The sequence below is a fragment of the Shewanella aquimarina genome, from assembly GCF_023349185.1.
Lineage (GTDB): Bacteria > Pseudomonadota > Gammaproteobacteria > Enterobacterales > Shewanellaceae > Shewanella > Shewanella aquimarina.
The window spans coordinates 23253-39775 of sequence record NZ_JAKIKY010000001.1 but is presented as its reverse complement, the minus strand read 5'-3'; the positions used below and the strand labels follow the sequence as shown (position 1 = coordinate 39775).

Below are 16523 nucleotides of genomic sequence, written 5' to 3'. Positions count from 1 at the left end.
GTATCTTCAAAGAACAGAGCCATACTAACACCATTTGAATATTGTATACAATATCTGATTGTGAAAATTGGCTTCGAACTTTTGCATATCTTATAACCAATAGTGACTCGCCCCTAGGGGGCTTTGTCGTCAATTTGTGCGTAAGTGGTCAATTTAATGACAGATTGTACAAATTGAGTTGCTATTGACTATAGTTATGTTATTAAAGTTAGGTTGCTTTTCATATTCTTAGGGGATTATCTCGCATCCACATCTGGTCGCGGGGACCCAATGGGTATGGGGAAAATCAATGGAGTTGCTTCGAGTGGCCAGAGCTGAGCCGATACAATTACCCCTGTCAAAGTTACAAACAGGCATCACTGTTAAATTACCCTTGTCTTGGAAAAACCATCCTTTCCTTTTTAACCGTATCAAGATTGAAGAAGAGGCGCAGATAGAGCTGATTAAGAGTCTCGGCGTGCCTTATGTGCTTCTCGTTTCAGGCGAAGAGTTGCTGGCGGAAGAGAGCACCGAAACGGACGAGCAGGCGGTCAAGGCCGAAGAGGTAGTGGATCCCATTGCCGAAGCCAAACGCAATGTGCGTAAATCACTGCGTCTGAGTCAGAAGCGTTTCATCGACTGTGTCAACGAGTGCCGCTCGACCTTCAGCAAGGTGGCCAGCGATCCCGAGGGCGCCTATCGTGAGGCGGCCTCTTTGGTGGAGTCGCTCATAGAGCATATGTTTGAGTACAAGCAGACGCATCTTGCCCTGGTGACCGCAGGTGAGAGTGATAACAGCGTGACGCAGCATGGCATCTCGGTGGCGGTATTGGCGCTGATGATCGCCAGGGCCATGGAGCTGCCCAAATCGGATATGCGCGACATCGCCCTGGGCTGCCTGTTCCACGACATAGGAAAGCTCAAGGTGCCCGAGTCTATCCGCCGTAAGAAGACACCGTTAACGGCCTCAGAAGCCAATTTCCTCAAGATGCACCCCAACTTTGGCTATGAGATGCTCAACAAGACGGGCCTGTTTAATAAGGCGGTGCTCAGTATTGTCCTGCACCATCACGAGTTTATCGATGGCTCGGGCTTTCCCGACGGCCTGACAGAGAAGAAGATCCCCATCACCACCCAGCTGGTGAGCTTGGCGAACGATTATGACGGTCAGCTGTGGGCCGAGGAGAGCCGCTCGCCTCAGATAGCCCTGGGTTATCTGTTTAAGAATCATGCGGGGAAACATTCGGAGACGCTGATCGCCGTGTTGGTTAAATTGCTGGGGATCTATCCGCCGGGCACTCTGGTGCGTCTCAGCGATGGTGATGTTGGCAAGGTGATGGTCACCACTCAATCGGTGAAACAGCCTCAGGTGTGGGCCTGTCATCCCGACGGCAGCGAGCCCGGCCTGCGTTTCCTCAGTCAGGAGGAGGTGTTTGTCGATAGCGTGCTAAAGCTTGAAGAATTAACCGAAGGTGCAATGCGCGTGTTACAGGCCGACAGTGGAATTAGTTTTTATTTTGCTGGCACCCCATAGTCCCGTTGCGTTATTTTAGAAGTCAGGTTTCAAGTCAAAATATTTTAATTTAGAGCATTCAAGATGATAACTTCTGTTGCCGTCGTCGGCTGCGGCTGGTTTGGTCTGCCTCTCGCCAAGGCATTAGTGGCCGAAGGCTTTAAGGTCACAGGTTCGAAACGGGCCCAAGAGGATGCGAAGGCGCTATCTGCCGATGGGATTGCCGGCTTTGCGCTGGATCTCGAGCAATTAAGTGATAGTGACACCCTCTGCGATAAAGACAGTGAAGCGATAACCCGTGGCCTCGAGTGCGATGCCATAGTGATCAACATTCCTCCCGGGCTGCGTCGTGGCGATAATGGTTATCTCAAGCGCCTAAAGCGCCTCAAGGCCTTAATGGGGAGCCACGAATATCAGCGCATCATCTTCATCAGCACCACAGGCGTTTATCCTTCTGGTGGTGATTGCACCGAGCGCGATGCCAAGGCCCACAGCCCGGCGAGTGAGACTCTGCTGGCGGCCGAAGCGCTTTTTTCGGTAGATGAGGCGCTCTTGTCGGCAGATAACAGTGTTGACGGCAAGCAAGCTGCGAGTCACTGCGTCGTCCTGCGTTTTGCCGGTCTCATAGGTCCTAAACGGCATCCAGGGCGCTTCCTGGCAGGAAGAGAGGATGTGCCTGGTGGTAACCTGGCGGTGAATATGGTGCATCTCGATGACTGTATAGGCGCCGTAGTTGCGCTGCTTAAAGCACAGGGGCCTTTATCGCCTGCCTATAATCTCTGCGCGCCGCTGCATCCCACCAAGGCGGAATTTTATCGATTGGCGGCGACTCAGTTGGGGCTCACGCCACCAAGCTTTGTCGAGGGGGACTCGGTTGACGATAAGCGTGTCGATGGAGGCCTTATCACGCAGGAGCTAAACTATCAGTATCAGTTTACGGATCCTTTGGCCATGTTGGCGCATTGCTAATGTCTAACTAAACCTAAATTAGGCCTAAGCTTTGATGAGCTAGAGGAAGAAACATTTTTCAATAATAAGAAGAGTTGGTTATGAAAAGAGTCATGAATCTATGTCGTTATATAAGCCTGTTGTTCGTCGTCCTGGCCGCGTTTCAGGTGAGTGCCCAGGCTAAGTATGTCGAAGGGGTCGATTATGTGAAGGTGGCCGGGATCCCCGAGGTGAACCAGCCCGTGGTGCGTGAGTTCTTCTCCTACAACTGCCCCCACTGTTATCGCCAGGATGGCTTGATCAGTTCGGCCGTGGCCAAGTTAAAGGCGGAGATGGGGGATAAGCTGGCATTTGAGCGCACGCCGGTGGCGGGCGGCCGCGCGGCCTGGCAGCTGAGCCAGGAGGCCTATTATCTGGCGAAGAAGTTTCATGTCACCGAACAGGCCCATGGCAATCTGTTTAAGCGGATCCACGAGGGCGATGGCGCCTTTAAGCGCCAGGAGGAGCTGAGTCAGTTCTTCGTTGAGCAAGGCCTGCCAAAGACTGAGATAGACAAGGCGCTGGCATCTGTGGATAACAAGTTAGCCATTGCCGATTATGATACCCAGGCGCAACTATCAGGGATCCGCGGCGTGCCTTCTTTACTGGTAAACGGCAAATATCTGGTAAGCAATAAGCAGCGCAGTGCAGAGGAGCTGGCGGACCTGCTCGCCTATCTATCGACGCTGGAATAGCGCGTTTTTGCCTCCCGGTAGGAAAGCTCCTTTAATCCCTCAAGCCGCCTCCTGGCGGCTTTTTTGTACATTCCGTTAACATTTTTGTTCGACCTTAGTCTAGTTTGCAAGCCTATGAAAATTATAGGTTTACGCTGGCGTCAACTTTGATCCTCTTGTTTTGTAAAGAAAATGTGCAAATTCGCCTAAAGGTTGACGCTGGCGTTAGACCAAAGTCGCGATTGTCCTAAAGACTGCGCTTGCTAGATTAATTCATGACTTAATAATAATCAGCACAGGGGAGTCGCAATGGCTTTTGAAAATAACGAAAAGGCAGAAGGTTACTGGCGTGAAAATTTACGTCTAGTGCTCGGACTGCTATCAATTTGGGCTGCAGTATCATTTGGCTGCGGTATTTTACTGGTCGATGTACTCAATGAGATCCATTTCATGGGCTTTAAGCTGGGCTTCTGGTTTGCACAGCAGGGGGCCATGTATGTATTCGTTGCACTGATTTTTGTCTACGTGGCGAAAGCCAATGCGCTAGACAAAAAATACAATGTTCATGAAGACTAAGGAGCAATGAGATGGATGTTCAAACGTTAACTTATTTGATAGTGGGCCTGACCTTTGCCCTCTATATTGGCATTGCGATCTGGTCTCGCGCCGGTTCAACGAAAGAGTTCTATGTTGCCGGTGGTGGTGTACACCCTGTGATGAACGGTATGGCCACCGCGGCTGACTGGATGTCGGCAGCCTCTTTCATCTCCCTGGCGGGTATCGTTTCCTTCGTTGGTTACGATGGTTCCGTTTACCTGATGGGCTGGACCGGGGGCTATGTGCTCTTGGCGCTCTGTATGGCACCTTACCTGCGTAAGTTTGGCAAGTTTACCGTGCCCGACTTTATCGGCGATCGTTACTACTCTCAGGCGGCCCGTACCGTTGCGGTGGTCTGTGCCATCTTCATCTGTTTCACCTATATTGCAGGTCAGATGCGTGGCGTGGGCGTGGTATTCTCGCGCTTCTTGGAAGTGGACGTCGATACCGGTGTTTATATCGGTATGGCCGTGGTCTTCTTCTACGCCGTACTCGGCGGCATGAAAGGGATCACTTATACCCAGGTGGCTCAGTACTGCGTATTGATCTTCGCCTTCATGGTTCCGGCTATCTTCATCTCTGTGATGATGACGGGTCATATCCTACCTCAGTTAGGTTTTGGCGCCGAGTTGGTCGACGCGGCTGGCAACGGTACAGGCACATATCTGCTTGAAAAACTCGATGGTCTGTCGGCACAGCTTGGTTTCTCTCAGTATACCGAGGGCTCTAAGGGGATGATCGACGTCTTCTTTATCACGGGCGCACTGATGTTTGGTACTGCGGGCCTGCCACACGTGATCGTTCGCTTCTTCACCGTACCTAAGGTGAAAGATGCGCGTGTGTCAGCGGGTTGGGCATTGGTGTTTATCGCCATCATGTATACCACCATTCCTGCGCTGGCCGCCTTCTCTCGTGTGAACATGATTGAGACCATCAACGGCCCTGAGTCTACAGGTGTGGCCTATGAAACGGCGCCAGATTGGATCAAGAACTGGGAGAAGACAGGTCTTATCAAGTGGGACGACAAGAACAGCGATGGCAAGATCTACTATGCCAAGGGTGAAACCAACGAGATGAAGATCGACCGCGACATCATGGTACTGGCTACCCCTGAGATCGCCAATCTTCCAGCCTGGGTAATCGCTTTGGTGGCTGCCGGTGGTCTGGCGGCGGCGCTGTCAACCTCTGCGGGTCTGCTACTGGTGATCTCTACATCGGTTTCACACGACCTGTTGAAGAAGAACTTCATGCCGGATATCTCGGACAAACAGGAGCTGCTCTATGCCCGTATCGCCGCGGCGCTGGGTATCGTCATGGCGGGTTACTTCGGTATTAACCCTCCAGGATTCGTGGCAGCGGTGGTGGCAATCGCCTTCGGCTTGGCGGCATCGTCACTCTTCCCGGCGATCATCATGGGCATCTTCTCTCGCACCATGAATAAAGAGGGCGCCATCGCCGGTATGGTGATCGGTCTGCTGTTCTCGGCCAGCTACATCATCTACTTCAAGTTTGTGAACCCTGCCGATAACAACGCGGCCAACTGGTTGTTTGGTATCTCTCCTGAAGGCATAGGCATGCTGGGTATGCTAGTTAACTTCGGTGTGGCCTTCATCGTCAGCAAGGTGACCGCTGCGGTGCCACAGAATGTAGTGGATATGGTGGAGTCTATCCGCTTCCCTAAGGGAGCCGGCGAGGCCCACGACCATTAATCGATGGAATGATTAGCGACTAATTGTTATGAGTATCGACCTAGGGAGCGCAGTGCGCTCCCTTTTTTTATTTTATATCTAATTGATTTAGCGAGTGCTTATCTGGCAGTCTCTGTGAAAGGATGATTAACCAAGGTGAGCGGGAGTCGGTGTGAGTAACTATCAAATCTCTGTGGCGACATTCAATAAGCTGGCGCGCCAGTATCAGGACAAATATATGCAGATGCCGCTCTATGAGCCCACCTATGATCAGTTTAGCGAGTTACTCGGTGAGCGGGATAGGGTATTGGAGCTGGCCTGCGGGCCGGGTAACATCGCCCGTTATCTGTTGGCGCGTCGTCCTCAGCTCGATTACTTAGGCACAGACCTAGCCCCTCAGATGGTGAGCCTGGCAAGAGAGAATAATCCCACCGCCCAGTTTGAGGTAATGGACTGTATGGCAATCGATAGCTTGTCTCAGATGTTTGATGCCATAGTGTGTGGATTTTGCCTGCCTTACCTGGACAAACACGAGGCGAAGGCCTTGATCGAGGCAATGGCGAAGCGGCTTAAGCCTGGCGGCCTGCTCTATTTGAGCACCATGGAGGGCGATTATGCCGCCTCAAAGCTGCAGACCTCCAGTAGCGGCGATCAGGCCTTTATCTATTATCACTGCGGCGAACGACTCACCCATATCTTAAATATGGCCGGATTTGAGCTGCAAAGCTGTCACCGCCAGGACTATCCGGAGCGGGGGGATGTGGATCTCTTTATCATCGCCAGGCGTCGTTAAGCCCTTAGCTGGCCTTTAGTCGTATAGCAAGAGTTTGTTTGTTAAGGCTATAGTGAATAAAACGGCCGATGCTTGGCGAGAGTCCAGGGCGAGATGCCGACCATAGCGTAAGAGGGAGATCATGGACGCGAGCGAACTGCAACCTATTACCCAATTTTTAGGCCAGCTGACGCCGTTTGACAGCTTATCTGAGAAGACCTTGGAGCGATGCTGCCGCGCGCTGAGCGTCGGCTATTACAGTCGCTCCTCTGTCTATGTCCCGCTGGATGCCGACAACCCCCAGCTCTATATCGTCCGCAGCGGTGCCTTCGAGGTGCGCGGCGAAGATGGCGATCTCATTGACCGTCTCGGTGACGGCGATTTCTTCGGTTTTCCCTCGCTGCTCTCCGGTGAGATGGTGAGTAACCGGGTTCAGATCCTCGAAGATGGCCTGGTGTACCACCTGGACCCGGAAACCTTTAATCAACTGAGAAGCGAGAGCCGCGAGTTCGACCGCTTCTTCAACCGCGCCTTTGCCAAGCGTCTGCGCCACCAGGGGCGCTTCAAGGCCAAGGAGCTTGGCTCGACCAACAGGGTCAGCAGCCTGATGTCCAAGCAGCCCCTGTGTCTGGATATCAATGCCAGTGTCAGCGACGCCGCCCGCCTGATGCGGGATAACAGGGTCTCCTCAGTGCTCATTATCGATAACCATAAGCTGGCCGGAATTTTGACCGACAGGGATCTGCGCAATCGTGTGTTGGCCGAGTCTCTCGATGGCAGCCTGCCTGTGCATCAGGCGATGACGGTGAATCCGACCACCCTGAGTGCCAATGCCCTGGTATTCGAGGCCATGTTATTGATGAGCCAGCACAATATTCATCATTTGCCCATCATGGATGAGGGCAAGCCGATCGGGGTGATCACCAGTACAGATATCTTACGCGGGCAGAGCTCACAGCCATTGCTGCTGATCGGCGAGATAGAGCGTCAGCAGGATCTCGAGAGTCTTATCCATGTCTCCAAGCAGATCCCGCTCTTGCTGCAAAACCTGATCAGTGCCGACGCCAGGGCCGAAGAGATAGGCCGGGTCCTAACCTCGGTTACCGACGCCTTGACCCGTCGCCTTATTGTGCTCAATCAGCAGATACTCGGTCAGGCTCCCATGCCATTTTGCTGGCTGGCGTTTGGCTCGCAGGGACGCCAGGATCAGGCGGCCTGCTCGGATCAGGACAATGGCCTGTTGCTGGCCCATGAGATGGATGAGCATGCCCAGGGCTATTTCGAGGCGCTGACCAAGGCGGTCTGTGCGGGGCTGGATCGCTGCGGCTATGTCTACTGCCCAGGGGACATCATGGCGCAGAACCCTAAGTGGCGGCTTACCCTGGAACAGTGGCAGCAGAAGTTTGCCAACTGGGTCGAGCATCCCGAGCCCAAGGCCTTGATGCATGCCAGCATCTTCTTCGATATGCGCTGCGTCTATGGGCCATCTAGCCTGTTCGAGGGACTGCAGTCGCAGGTTCTGGAGTCCACCAAGGATAATGACATCTTCCTCGCCGGCATGGCGGGCAATGCATTGCAGGTGTCGCCGCCGCTGGGCTTCTTCAAGAAGTTTGTTCTGGAGCGCGACGGCCAGGAGGTGAAGGGGATAGATCTTAAGCATAAGGGCAGTGCTCTCATCAATGATATCGCTAGAATCTACGCCCTGTCGGCAGGGATCAGTGAGGTCAATACCGCCAAACGCATCCGTCTCTTGATGGAGCAGAACATCATCAATCGCAAAGATGCCCTGAATCTCGCCGACGCGCATGAGTTTATCGCCCACATGCGCCTGTCAAATCAGGGTTTTCAATATACTCATAATCAACCCCTCACGAACTATTTGATGCCACAACAGCTCTCCTCCCTGGTGCGCCATCAGCTGCGCGACGCCTTCAAGGTGGTACATGACGCGCAGGCGGGCTTAAAGCTTAAATTTACCCGGAGTTTCTAGATGCTAGCAGGCATTAAGATCAGATCACAGCTCTGTTGGCGAGCCCTGATGGCAAAAGATGCCATGCTCAAGGGGTATCTGCAGTCGTTGATGCCGGTTATTGATGAGTCTTTTATGGAGGCAGAGCTGCTGGCCATCGATCTCGAGATGACGGGGCTCGATGCCAACTTCGATCAGATCTTGAGTATCGGCGTGGTGCCTATTCGTCGGGGGCAGCTTATTCTGAGCGAGGCACAGCACAAGCTGGTGCAGATAGAGGGCAGCGTGGGACAAAGCGCCACCATACATGGCATCTTAGATGCACATCTGGATGCGGCATTGACGCCCGAGCAGGCGATGGCCTGGTTTTTAACTGTGAGCCAAGGCAAAGTATTGGTGGCCCATCACGCGCCGCTGGATCTCGCCTTCCTACAATCTGGCTTGCAGGCCTCTCTAGGGGAGAAGACGCGCCTGCTTGCCATAGATACCCTGCAGCTTGAGAAGCGGCGCCTGCTCAGACAACACGAGCATCTGCAAGAGGGAAGTCTGCGTCTCGGTCGTAGCCGCGCCCGTTACGGCCTGCCCGTGTATGCGGCCCATAATGCGCTCATCGATGCGCTCGCCTGCGGTGAGCTCTTGCTGGCGCAGGTGGCGGCGATGGGCGGCGCAAATAAGGTGAAGATTGCCGAGCTGCTGGCCTAATATCGTGTGGCAAGAATATACTTGGTTACATTTTGCGCCTTTATCTTTGGCTAGTTTTCGCCATTATCTCAATAGAGACAGTATGTTGGATGTTTAGCATCTTAGGCGTCCGACAAGGGGTGAGCTAAGGTTGAGAGGATTATCATGGCGCTTCCTTTACTCTGGCTCGGTGGGGCCGCTCTGGGGGCTGCCTTTATCGCCGATGCCAAGCAGAAACAAAAGCAGTTAACCTTAGACAGGCGATTGGGCCGTGCACCTAAGGCGGCCGATGATAAGCGGGTGAGTCCGCTATCGCCCAGCGTATTGCATCTTGGTGAGGTCAAGGTGGCGCCTAAGCCTGGCGCCTTGGTGTGCTGCTTCGTCTTTGGGGTGATAGAGCATACCGGGATCTGGCTCGGTGATGACACCCTGCTAGAGCTTCACGGCAGCGGGCTTATTCGGCCTGTCTCATCGAGGCGTTTTCTCGCCGGACGCACGGGCAGTCGTATCTTCGTCGCCTGTGACCATCAGCATAGGTCATTAATCGGTGAATCTGTGCTGGCGAGGGCGCAGCAGACCCTCTATCAGTATCGCGACTATGATCTTTTCGATAATAACTGTCACCGTTTCGTCTGGTCGTGTCTCACCGGCGAGGAGCTGAGCATCTCGAGTTTCGACAAGTTTAACCGTCTGCTGTCTCGCCATTTCGCCCAGGCCATCTATTGGGATGAGGCGGCTATTCCTAAGCTTTAACGGCCAGAGCATGATTAAGATGGTTCGATTAAGCCAGCGGGGATTATGCTTGAGGTGAGTGAACCTGGGCTGATTGAGCTAGGGGCAGTGGCCAGGACCGATTGCGTTAGGCCTATGGATATTCATAAACCTTTGGACAAAAAAATGCCGACATCATGTCGGCATCTTCTATTTCTGTTTAGCGATTACTCGCCGCAGAAGTAATTTACGGCGCGCTGTACCAGTTCGATACCGGTTTTATCGCAAGGTGGTAGCTCGGCATCAGACTCGCTGATTGGCGTGACGCGCTCGCCCCACTTGAATAGCACTGCCGCAGAGGTCAGGCCGGCACCGAAGGCGCAAGACAATATGGTCTGATTCGGCTTGATCAGTCCCTTCTCCAGTGCGTCACAGATGGCGATAGGGATAGTGGCCGCCGAGGTGTTGCCGTAGTTGGCGATGTTGACCACTGCCTTTTCTTTCGGGATCTTCATGCGGTTGATCAGGGTATCGATAATGCGCTCGTTCGCTTGGTGTGGGATCACCAGATCCACTTCGTCTTTGTCGACGCCACATTTTTCCAGCACTGTGTTGCTGAGCTTACCCATACCCGCGATGGCGCGCTTAAAGATCTCCTGACCATTGAATTCGATATAGAAATCCAGTGAAGCGGCGTTGAATCTGTCCATGGCGGTACCAAAGCCCGCCTTAAGGATATCGCGACCGGCAGGATCGTTGTTGAGCTCATAGCCCAACACGCCCCCTGGCTGATCTGTGGCTTCGACAACTACGGCGCCCGCGCCGTCACCGAAAAGTACGGCAGTTTCACGACGTGACCAGTCTAGGTAGAAAGAGAGACGCTCGGCACCGATCACCAAGACTTTCTTCGACTGACCGCTCTTGATCTGCGAGCTGGCCAGACCCAGGCCGTAGAGAAAACCACTACAGGCGGCGTTGATATCGAACGCGCCGCAGCTGGCACCTATGTTGGCCTGTACGGTAGAGGCTATGTTGGGGATCAGCGTATCTGGGCTGGCGGTGGCCAGAATGATAAGATCTATCTCTTCGCCCTTGATGCCGGCAGCAGCCAGTGCGCGCTGGGCGGCGACGGTTGCCAGTTCAGAGGTGTCGACATGACTGATGTGTCGCTGACTGATCCCAGTACGCGGCTTAATCCATTCATCGGAAGTATCGATAAAGGTGGCAAGATCATGGTTGGTAAGCGTTGCGGGGGGAACACATTTTCCCCAGCCGGTAATGGTGGCGTACTGCATCTGAATATTCTCTCAAAAATAAAAAGGCAGAGTACATCAGCTCTGCCTTATCAAACTAATCTAATAAGCCTAGCAATAAGTCAAGCAAGCTACAGTGATTTAGCTCACCTGTTGGGCAACCAGCTCACGTATGGCGTTGGCTGCATGTAATATATGGTCTCTCAGCAGCGTGACGGCCTTGTCGATCTCTTGATTGCGACAATAGGTCAGCAAGTCTCTGTGGTCTTGCGCCGCTCTGGGAATGCCGCCTGCCAGCAGCAGCTGTAGACGAATGTAGCGATCACAGTTGGTATTTAGACCGTGTACCACTTCCATGGTATGAGGACGATTGGCCGCCTGATACAGGCAGGAATGGAACTTGGTATTGAGTTCGCTCCAGCTGCTCACGGCGTCTTCCTGTTGGAAGGCAGCCTCCAGCTCATCCAGGTAACCCTGAGCCTGTGCCAGCATCTCCTCATCGAGATTCGGGATCGCCTTGGCAAGCAGATCGGTTTCGATAAGGGCTCTTAGCTCAAACAGCTCGGTAACCTGATCGACCGACAATTCGGTAGCGGTAGCGCCCTTATGGGCTTCAAACTTTACGAGTCCTTCGGCTTCGAGTTGCAGCAGGGCTTCTCTGACCGGGATGCGACTGACGTTCAGTGCCTCGGCTAAGGCGCTCTGGCGTAAAGGTTCGCCGGCGGCAATTTCGCCTGAAAGGATTTTCTCTCTTAAGACTTCCACCACGACCTGGGTGCGCGTTTTATGAACGATTGGAGTTGTTCGGCTCATAGTTCCCGTAATGTCTTTTCGTTATTATATGTGATCCGCATAAGATTACCGCTTATAGCACTATAAATAAAGGGAAACCGTGGTTTCCCTTTATTTAATATGCCTGTTAGAAGCGCTTTAGGAGACTTTGTCCATCTCGCAATGCTTCGGGCAGCAAAGCAGATGGCATGTTTTGATAGCAGATGGGCCGTGTCCAGCGGTGGATAGCCATGCTGCCCACCGAGGTGCTGCGACTGTCGGTGCTGGCAGGGTAGGGACCGCCATGGTTCATCGAGTGACACACCTCGACGCCTGTTGGCATCTGATTGAAGATAAGCCTGCCGACACGCTGACCTATGGCATCCACCAGGCTATGGGCGTGAGCCCAATCACCCTCGTCGCCATGAAGCGTGGCGGTAAGCTGCCCCTCGAGCTGCTCGGCAACGGCCTGCATCTGCGCGGCGTCCTGGCACTCGACCACTATCGCGAAGGGACCAAAGACCTCTTGTTGTAGGGCGCTGTCGGCCAGATAGCCTGCCGCATCCACCTTTACCGCCGCCGGGCGGGTATGGTGGCTGGCCTCGGCCGCCTTGCCCTGAGCAAGTAGCGTTAGCCGTGGATCTGCCAGCAGTGCCTCTGTCTGCTGCTGATAGGTGGCGGCGATGCCTGGGGTGAGCATGGCGCCGGCAGCCTGTTCGGCCAGGGCCTGGCTGAGTCTGTCACAGTAGCGGGTCAGCGCCTCGCCCTTGACGGCGACAATCACCCCTGGGCTGGTACAGAACTGACCGTGGCCCATCATCATAGATTGCACCTGAGTCTCGGCCAGCGTCTCTGCCTGCTCGGTGAGTATCCCAGGCAGTAGGAATTGTGGGTTGGTAGAGCCAAGCTCACCATAGAAGGGAATAGGCTCGGGGCGCGCCGCGCAGCGATCGGCCAGGATGCGACCCACCTTTAACGAGCCGGTGAAACCCACCGCCTTGATCTCTGGCGCCTCGACCAAGCCCGTCGAGAGGTCCGGGGTATGTCCCTGCAGCAGACTAAATACGCCGGCTGGCATGTCGCAAGCCTTGATCGCCTTCTCTATGGCCTGAGTGACCAGCTCGCTGGTGGCTGGATGCGCAGGGTGGCCCTTGACGATAACGGGGCAACCAGCGGCGAGCGCCGATGCGGTGTCGCCCCCCGCGGTGGAAAAGGCCAGCGGGAAGTTAGAGGCGCCGAAGACGGCCACTGGCCCTAAGGCAACTTTACCTAGACGGGTATCTGGCTTTGGCAGCGGCTGACGCTCAGGTTGAGCCATGTCGGCAATCGATTGCTCTATTGGGTTAACAAGATTTTGGGCAAAGAGGCGCAGCTGGCCACAGGTGCGCCCGGTTTCGCCCTGTAATCTGGCCAGAGGCAGGCCGGTCTCGAGGTGGGCGGCTTCTATGATAGCCTCTTTGTCAGCCTCTATATGCTCGGCAATGGCGCTTAGAAAGGCGGCGCGCTCACTGTCGCTCTTGTTGCGGTAACTTTTAAAGGCTTGCTCAGCCGCCTTGGTGGCCAGGGCGAGCTGCTCGTTGCTCGCGCAGGCAAAGTGCCAATCAATCTGAGTATTGGCGACGGGGTTAAAGCTTTGAAAGGCACAGGCTTCGCCCTGCCACTCGCCATAAATGTAATGCTGACCGGTTAATCTGTTGGTGATACTTGATGTCATTGCTATTGTCCTTTTGGGCTGGCCGGTTAGACCACCTGAAATCCGAAGGCATAGGGATCGTCATCGTCGACCGTGATGGCGTTGTGCCCGGTGATCCGCGCCCAGCCCTTGATACTTGGCATGATGGCGTCAAATTCACCCACTTTGGTGGCGGCTTCGATGCGGCCGACAAACTGGCTGCCTATGATGCTCTCGTGGGTGTACTCATCGCCGACCTTGAGCTCGCCGCGGCTATAGAGCTGCGCCAGACGGGCGCTGGTGCCTGTGCCGCAGGGTGAACGGTCGATCGCTTTGTCGCCATAAAACACTGCATTCGCGCCATTGGAGCCTTCGCTGATGGTGTCGCCGGTCCAGAGCACGTGGGAGACGCCGTTGACCGTGGGGTCGTCTGGGTGCACGCAGTTTAGTTCTCTATGGGCGATTTCGCGCACGATCGGGCTCCAGCGCAGGATATCGCCGGCGCTCCAGTGGCGCAGGCCGGGGAAGTTGGCCTGGGGATCGACGATGGCGTAGTAGTTACCGCCGTAGGAGACATCTATCTTGAGCGGCCCAAGGCCTGGGATATCCAGCACCACATCTTTATGGGCTAGATAGGCGGGCACGTTGAAGATCTTGACCCAATCTACCTTGGCGCCGCTTTGCTGATACTGCACCTTAATTTGCCCGGCGGGCACATCTATGGTGAGCTGACCCGGCGTTTTAGGGGTTAACAGGCCAGACTCGAGCGCGGCGGTGATGGTGCCTATGGTGCCGTGGCCACACATGGGCAGGCAACCGCTGGTCTCGATAAACAGGATGGCGGCGTCGGCGTTGTCGCTGCAAGGGGGATAGAGGAAGGCTCCGGACATCATGTCGTGGCCCCTGGGTTCAAACATAAGCGCCTTGCGGATCCAGTCATACTGCGCCAGGAAATCCTGGCGCTTCTCGCTCATAGTGCGACCCTTGAGGTCCGGATGGCCACTGGTGACCAAACGGACCGGGTTACCGCAGGTATGAGCATCGACGCAAAAGAAGGTACCTTTTAACATCTATGCCGTACTCCCTAGAATTAGTTGAGGTTGTACTTGTCGAGATCTAGGCGGGTAGCCAAGGCTTCGGCCATCACCTTTTCCACATAGGCACGTTCGTCACCGATCAAGGTCATGCGCGGCAGGCGCACATTTTCGCTGCCGCGGCCGACGATCTGCTCGGCAAACTTGATGCACTGTACCAGGGTCGGAATGGTGTCTAGGCGCAGCAGCGGCATAAACCAGCGGTAGATCTCACGGGCTTCTTCGATACGACCGGCACGGGCCAGTTTAAACAGAGTAACAGATTCTCTTGGGAAGACATTGGTTAGGCCAGAGATCCAACCTGTGGCGCCCAGTAGAATGCTTTCTAGCGCAATATCGTCGACACCGCAGAGGATGTTAAAACGGTCGCCAAAGCGGCTCTGCAACTCGGTGAGACGGCGGGTATCTGTGGTCGATTCCTTGATGGCCACTATGTTTGGCTCTTCGGCCAGCACGGCGGTCATCTCCAGGTTGATGTCGACGCCATAACCCACAGGGTTGTTATAGATCATGATAGGCAGCTTGGTCGAGCGCGCCACGTGTTGATAGTGGGCGATCACCTCGCGGTCAGTGCCGCGGTAGACCATGGCGGGCAGTAACATTAGGCCATCGACACCGAGCGCCTCGACATCCTGAGCATATTTCGCCGCCTGCTGGGCTGTGTTCTCGGTGCAGCCAGAGAGCACCAGGATGCGGCCATTGACCGTCTCGACCGTGTGCTTGATAAATTCACGTTTTTCTTGCGGAGAAAGGGAGGCGTTCTCGCCTATGGTACCCAGGGCGATCACCCCATCGATACCGTCACGAATGAGGTCTTCCAGCATTCTTGCGTTCGACTCATAGTTGATCGAACCATCGTCATTAAATTGGGTAGAAATTGCTGGGAATACACCTTGCCAGTTTACTTTCATGTTCAGACCTCTATAGATATTGCCGTGCAACGTGCGCGGCGAAAAAGTGATATCAAGTTTTGGCGTTTACCAAAAGCTATAGTATATTGTATACAATTTTAAGGGGAAGAAAAGCCCCTTGGTGAGATTGCCGCTATTTATGTTTTTATCTCTCACCGGTAAATACTATATATTGCATACAAACAATAACAAAGGAAGTCCCGATGCGCCTATTAGATTTAAGTCCTAGCTTTCTCGATGCCTGTGCCCGATTCAAGACCCTCGACGCTCACACCGAAGGCGAGCCGCTGCGGATCCTGCTGGAGGGATACCCCGAGATCCCCGGGGACACCATATTGGCCAAACGCAGATATCTCACGGCGCATCTGGACCATTATCGTCAGCTTTTGATGCATGAGCCCAGGGGCCATGCCGACATGTATGGCGCCATCATCACTGCGCCTATCACCCCCGGCGCGGATTTCGGCGTGCTGTTTCTCCATAACGAGGGTTACAGCAGCATGTGCGGTCACGGCATCTTGGCCTTGGTAACTGTGGCAGTCGAGACGGGCACCCTAGCGCTTGGCGATACGCCAAGAGAGATAAAGATAGATGCGCCGGCCGGGCTTATCCATGCCAGGGCCTGTCGCGACGGCGCGGGCGAGGTCAAGGTGAGTTTTCGTAACGTGCCTTCCTGGGCCGAGGCGCTGGATTGTCACGTAACCGTCGAGGGCATAGGCGAGGTGGCTTACGACATAGGTTTCGGCGGTGCCTATTACGCTTATGTTGATGCCGATGCGCTGGGGTTAAGCTGCGCGCCGGATAATGTCGCCCAGATGATAGATTGGGGACGTTGTATCAAGCACGCCGTGATGGCTCAGCATCCTTTAGCTCATCCATTAGAAGCGGATTTAGGCTTTCTCTACGGCACCATCTTTACATCGAGTAAGACCAGCTCTGCGGATGCCCACTCGCGCCATGTGTGCGTCTTTGCCGATGGCGAGGTGGATCGCTCGCCCACAGGCACTGGGGTCGCCGGTCGAATAGCTTTGCTTCACACTCGAGGCGAGGTCGCACTGGGCGAGTGCCTGAAGATTGAGAGCATAGTCGATGGCGCCATGCAGGTTTGCGCGCTGGATAACGCCGACTTTTATGGCAAGGCGGCGGTGATCCCCGAGGTGAGCGGCCGCGCCTTTATCACCGGGCGTCATGAGTTTATCTTAGATCCTAAGGATCAGTTTCAGCAGGGATTTATGCTCAGATGATCGAGGC

At 54.5% G+C, this 16523-nt stretch carries 15 protein-coding genes; 10 read left to right on the top strand and 5 right to left on the bottom strand.

Going from position 1 to position 16523, the window contains the following annotated elements; genetic code table 11:
• The first annotated feature begins 304 nt into the window (after nucleotides 1-304).
• From L2731_RS00185 to L2731_RS00145, 9 genes are all read left to right on the top strand, one after another.
• Nucleotides 305-1513, top strand: a complete 1209-nt coding sequence (locus tag L2731_RS00185) for an HD-GYP domain-containing protein (protein ID WP_415836999.1) — start codon at nucleotides 305-307, stop codon at nucleotides 1511-1513.
• Between the two features lie 63 nt (nucleotides 1514-1576).
• Nucleotides 1577-2461, top strand: a complete 885-nt coding sequence (locus L2731_RS00180; RefSeq protein ID WP_249251250.1) for an SDR family oxidoreductase — start codon at nucleotides 1577-1579, stop codon at nucleotides 2459-2461.
• A gap of 80 nt (nucleotides 2462-2541) precedes the next feature.
• On the top strand, nucleotides 2542-3174 hold the full coding sequence (locus L2731_RS00175; protein ID WP_249251248.1) for a thiol:disulfide interchange protein DsbA/DsbL: 633 nt from the start codon (nucleotides 2542-2544) through the stop codon (nucleotides 3172-3174).
• 288 nt (nucleotides 3175-3462) lie between these two features.
• Nucleotides 3463-3729: a DUF4212 domain-containing protein gene (locus L2731_RS00170; RefSeq protein WP_041509501.1), complete on the top strand. Its 267-nt coding sequence runs from the start codon at nucleotides 3463-3465 to the stop codon at nucleotides 3727-3729.
• 11 nt (nucleotides 3730-3740) lie between these two features.
• Nucleotides 3741-5459, top strand: coding sequence for a sodium:solute symporter family protein (locus L2731_RS00165; protein ID WP_239851194.1), 1719 nt, complete (start codon nucleotides 3741-3743; stop codon nucleotides 5457-5459).
• A gap of 151 nt (nucleotides 5460-5610) precedes the next feature.
• Entirely contained in the window at nucleotides 5611-6231 is a 621-nt protein-coding gene (locus L2731_RS00160) for a class I SAM-dependent methyltransferase (protein ID WP_249251246.1), read from the top strand.
• A 121-nt stretch (nucleotides 6232-6352) separates the two neighbouring features.
• Nucleotides 6353-8200 carry a DUF294 nucleotidyltransferase-like domain-containing protein gene (locus tag L2731_RS00155; RefSeq protein ID WP_249251245.1) on the top strand — a complete coding sequence of 616 codons (1848 nt, stop codon included), beginning with the start codon at nucleotides 6353-6355 and terminating at the stop codon, nucleotides 8198-8200.
• Nucleotides 8201-8881, top strand: a complete 681-nt coding sequence (locus tag L2731_RS00150) for an exonuclease domain-containing protein (protein WP_249251243.1) — start codon at nucleotides 8201-8203, stop codon at nucleotides 8879-8881.
• A 144-nt stretch (nucleotides 8882-9025) separates the two neighbouring features.
• A complete protein-coding gene (locus L2731_RS00145; protein ID WP_249251241.1) occupies nucleotides 9026-9613 on the top strand; it encodes a lecithin retinol acyltransferase family protein in 588 nt (195 codons plus the stop codon).
• A 185-nt stretch (nucleotides 9614-9798) separates the two neighbouring features.
• On the opposite strand, the gene L2731_RS00140 is transcribed toward L2731_RS00145, so the two are convergent.
• The 5 genes from L2731_RS00140 to dapA all read right to left on the bottom strand — a co-directional run bounded on the left by L2731_RS00140 (nucleotide 9799) and on the right by dapA (nucleotide 15272).
• The gene (locus L2731_RS00140) at nucleotides 9799-10866 is read right to left on the bottom strand and encodes a ketoacyl-ACP synthase III (protein ID WP_239851184.1); all 1068 of its coding nucleotides are present in this window, start codon (nucleotides 10864-10866) and stop codon (nucleotides 9799-9801) included.
• Nucleotides 10867-10965: 99 nt separating this feature from the next.
• Complete coding sequence (locus tag L2731_RS00135; RefSeq protein ID WP_239851183.1) at nucleotides 10966-11637, bottom strand: GntR family transcriptional regulator; 672 nt, start codon at nucleotides 11635-11637, stop codon at nucleotides 10966-10968.
• Nucleotides 11638-11743: 106 nt separating this feature from the next.
• Nucleotides 11744-13309: an aldehyde dehydrogenase (NADP(+)) gene (locus tag L2731_RS00130; RefSeq protein ID WP_249251239.1), complete on the bottom strand. Its 1566-nt coding sequence runs from the start codon at nucleotides 13307-13309 to the stop codon at nucleotides 11744-11746.
• Between the two features lie 26 nt (nucleotides 13310-13335).
• Nucleotides 13336-14337 (bottom strand): 4-hydroxyproline epimerase, encoded by a 1002-nt coding sequence (locus L2731_RS00125; RefSeq protein WP_249251238.1) that lies wholly within the window; start codon nucleotides 14335-14337, stop codon nucleotides 13336-13338.
• Between the two features lie 20 nt (nucleotides 14338-14357).
• Nucleotides 14358-15272 carry a 4-hydroxy-tetrahydrodipicolinate synthase gene (dapA, locus tag L2731_RS00120; RefSeq protein ID WP_239851177.1) on the bottom strand — a complete coding sequence of 305 codons (915 nt, stop codon included), beginning with the start codon at nucleotides 15270-15272 and terminating at the stop codon, nucleotides 14358-14360.
• 203 nt (nucleotides 15273-15475) lie between these two features.
• Between dapA and L2731_RS00115 the strand changes: the two genes are divergently transcribed.
• A complete protein-coding gene (locus tag L2731_RS00115; RefSeq protein ID WP_239851175.1) occupies nucleotides 15476-16516 on the top strand; it encodes a proline racemase family protein in 1041 nt (346 codons plus the stop codon).
• Nucleotides 16517-16523 lie beyond the last annotated feature (7 nt).

Bases quoted from the DNA above. Each gene is read 5' to 3' on its own strand.
- L2731_RS00145 (WP_249251241.1), top strand. From the start codon at position 9,026: ATGGCGCTTCCTTTACTCTGGCTCGGTGGGGCCGCTCTGGGGGCTGCC.
- L2731_RS00135 (WP_239851183.1), bottom strand. From the start codon at position 11,637: ATGAGCCGAACAACTCCAATCGTTCATAAAACGCGCACCCAGGTCGTG.
- L2731_RS00155 (WP_249251245.1), top strand. From the start codon at position 6,353: ATGGACGCGAGCGAACTGCAACCTATTACCCAATTTTTAGGCCAGCTG.
- dapA (WP_239851177.1), bottom strand. From the start codon at position 15,272: ATGAAAGTAAACTGGCAAGGTGTATTCCCAGCAATTTCTACCCAATTT.
- L2731_RS00140 (WP_239851184.1), bottom strand. From the start codon at position 10,866: ATGCAGTACGCCACCATTACCGGCTGGGGAAAATGTGTTCCCCCCGCA.
- L2731_RS00150 (WP_249251243.1), top strand. From the start codon at position 8,201: ATGCTAGCAGGCATTAAGATCAGATCACAGCTCTGTTGGCGAGCCCTG.
- L2731_RS00130 (WP_249251239.1), bottom strand. From the start codon at position 13,309: ATGACATCAAGTATCACCAACAGATTAACCGGTCAGCATTACATTTAT.
- L2731_RS00175 (WP_249251248.1), top strand. From the start codon at position 2,542: ATGAAAAGAGTCATGAATCTATGTCGTTATATAAGCCTGTTGTTCGTC.
- L2731_RS00170 (WP_041509501.1), top strand. From the start codon at position 3,463: ATGGCTTTTGAAAATAACGAAAAGGCAGAAGGTTACTGGCGTGAAAAT.
- L2731_RS00115 (WP_239851175.1), top strand. From the start codon at position 15,476: ATGCGCCTATTAGATTTAAGTCCTAGCTTTCTCGATGCCTGTGCCCGA.
- L2731_RS00125 (WP_249251238.1), bottom strand. From the start codon at position 14,337: ATGTTAAAAGGTACCTTCTTTTGCGTCGATGCTCATACCTGCGGTAAC.
- L2731_RS00165 (WP_239851194.1), top strand. From the start codon at position 3,741: ATGGATGTTCAAACGTTAACTTATTTGATAGTGGGCCTGACCTTTGCC.
- L2731_RS00180 (WP_249251250.1), top strand. From the start codon at position 1,577: ATGATAACTTCTGTTGCCGTCGTCGGCTGCGGCTGGTTTGGTCTGCCT.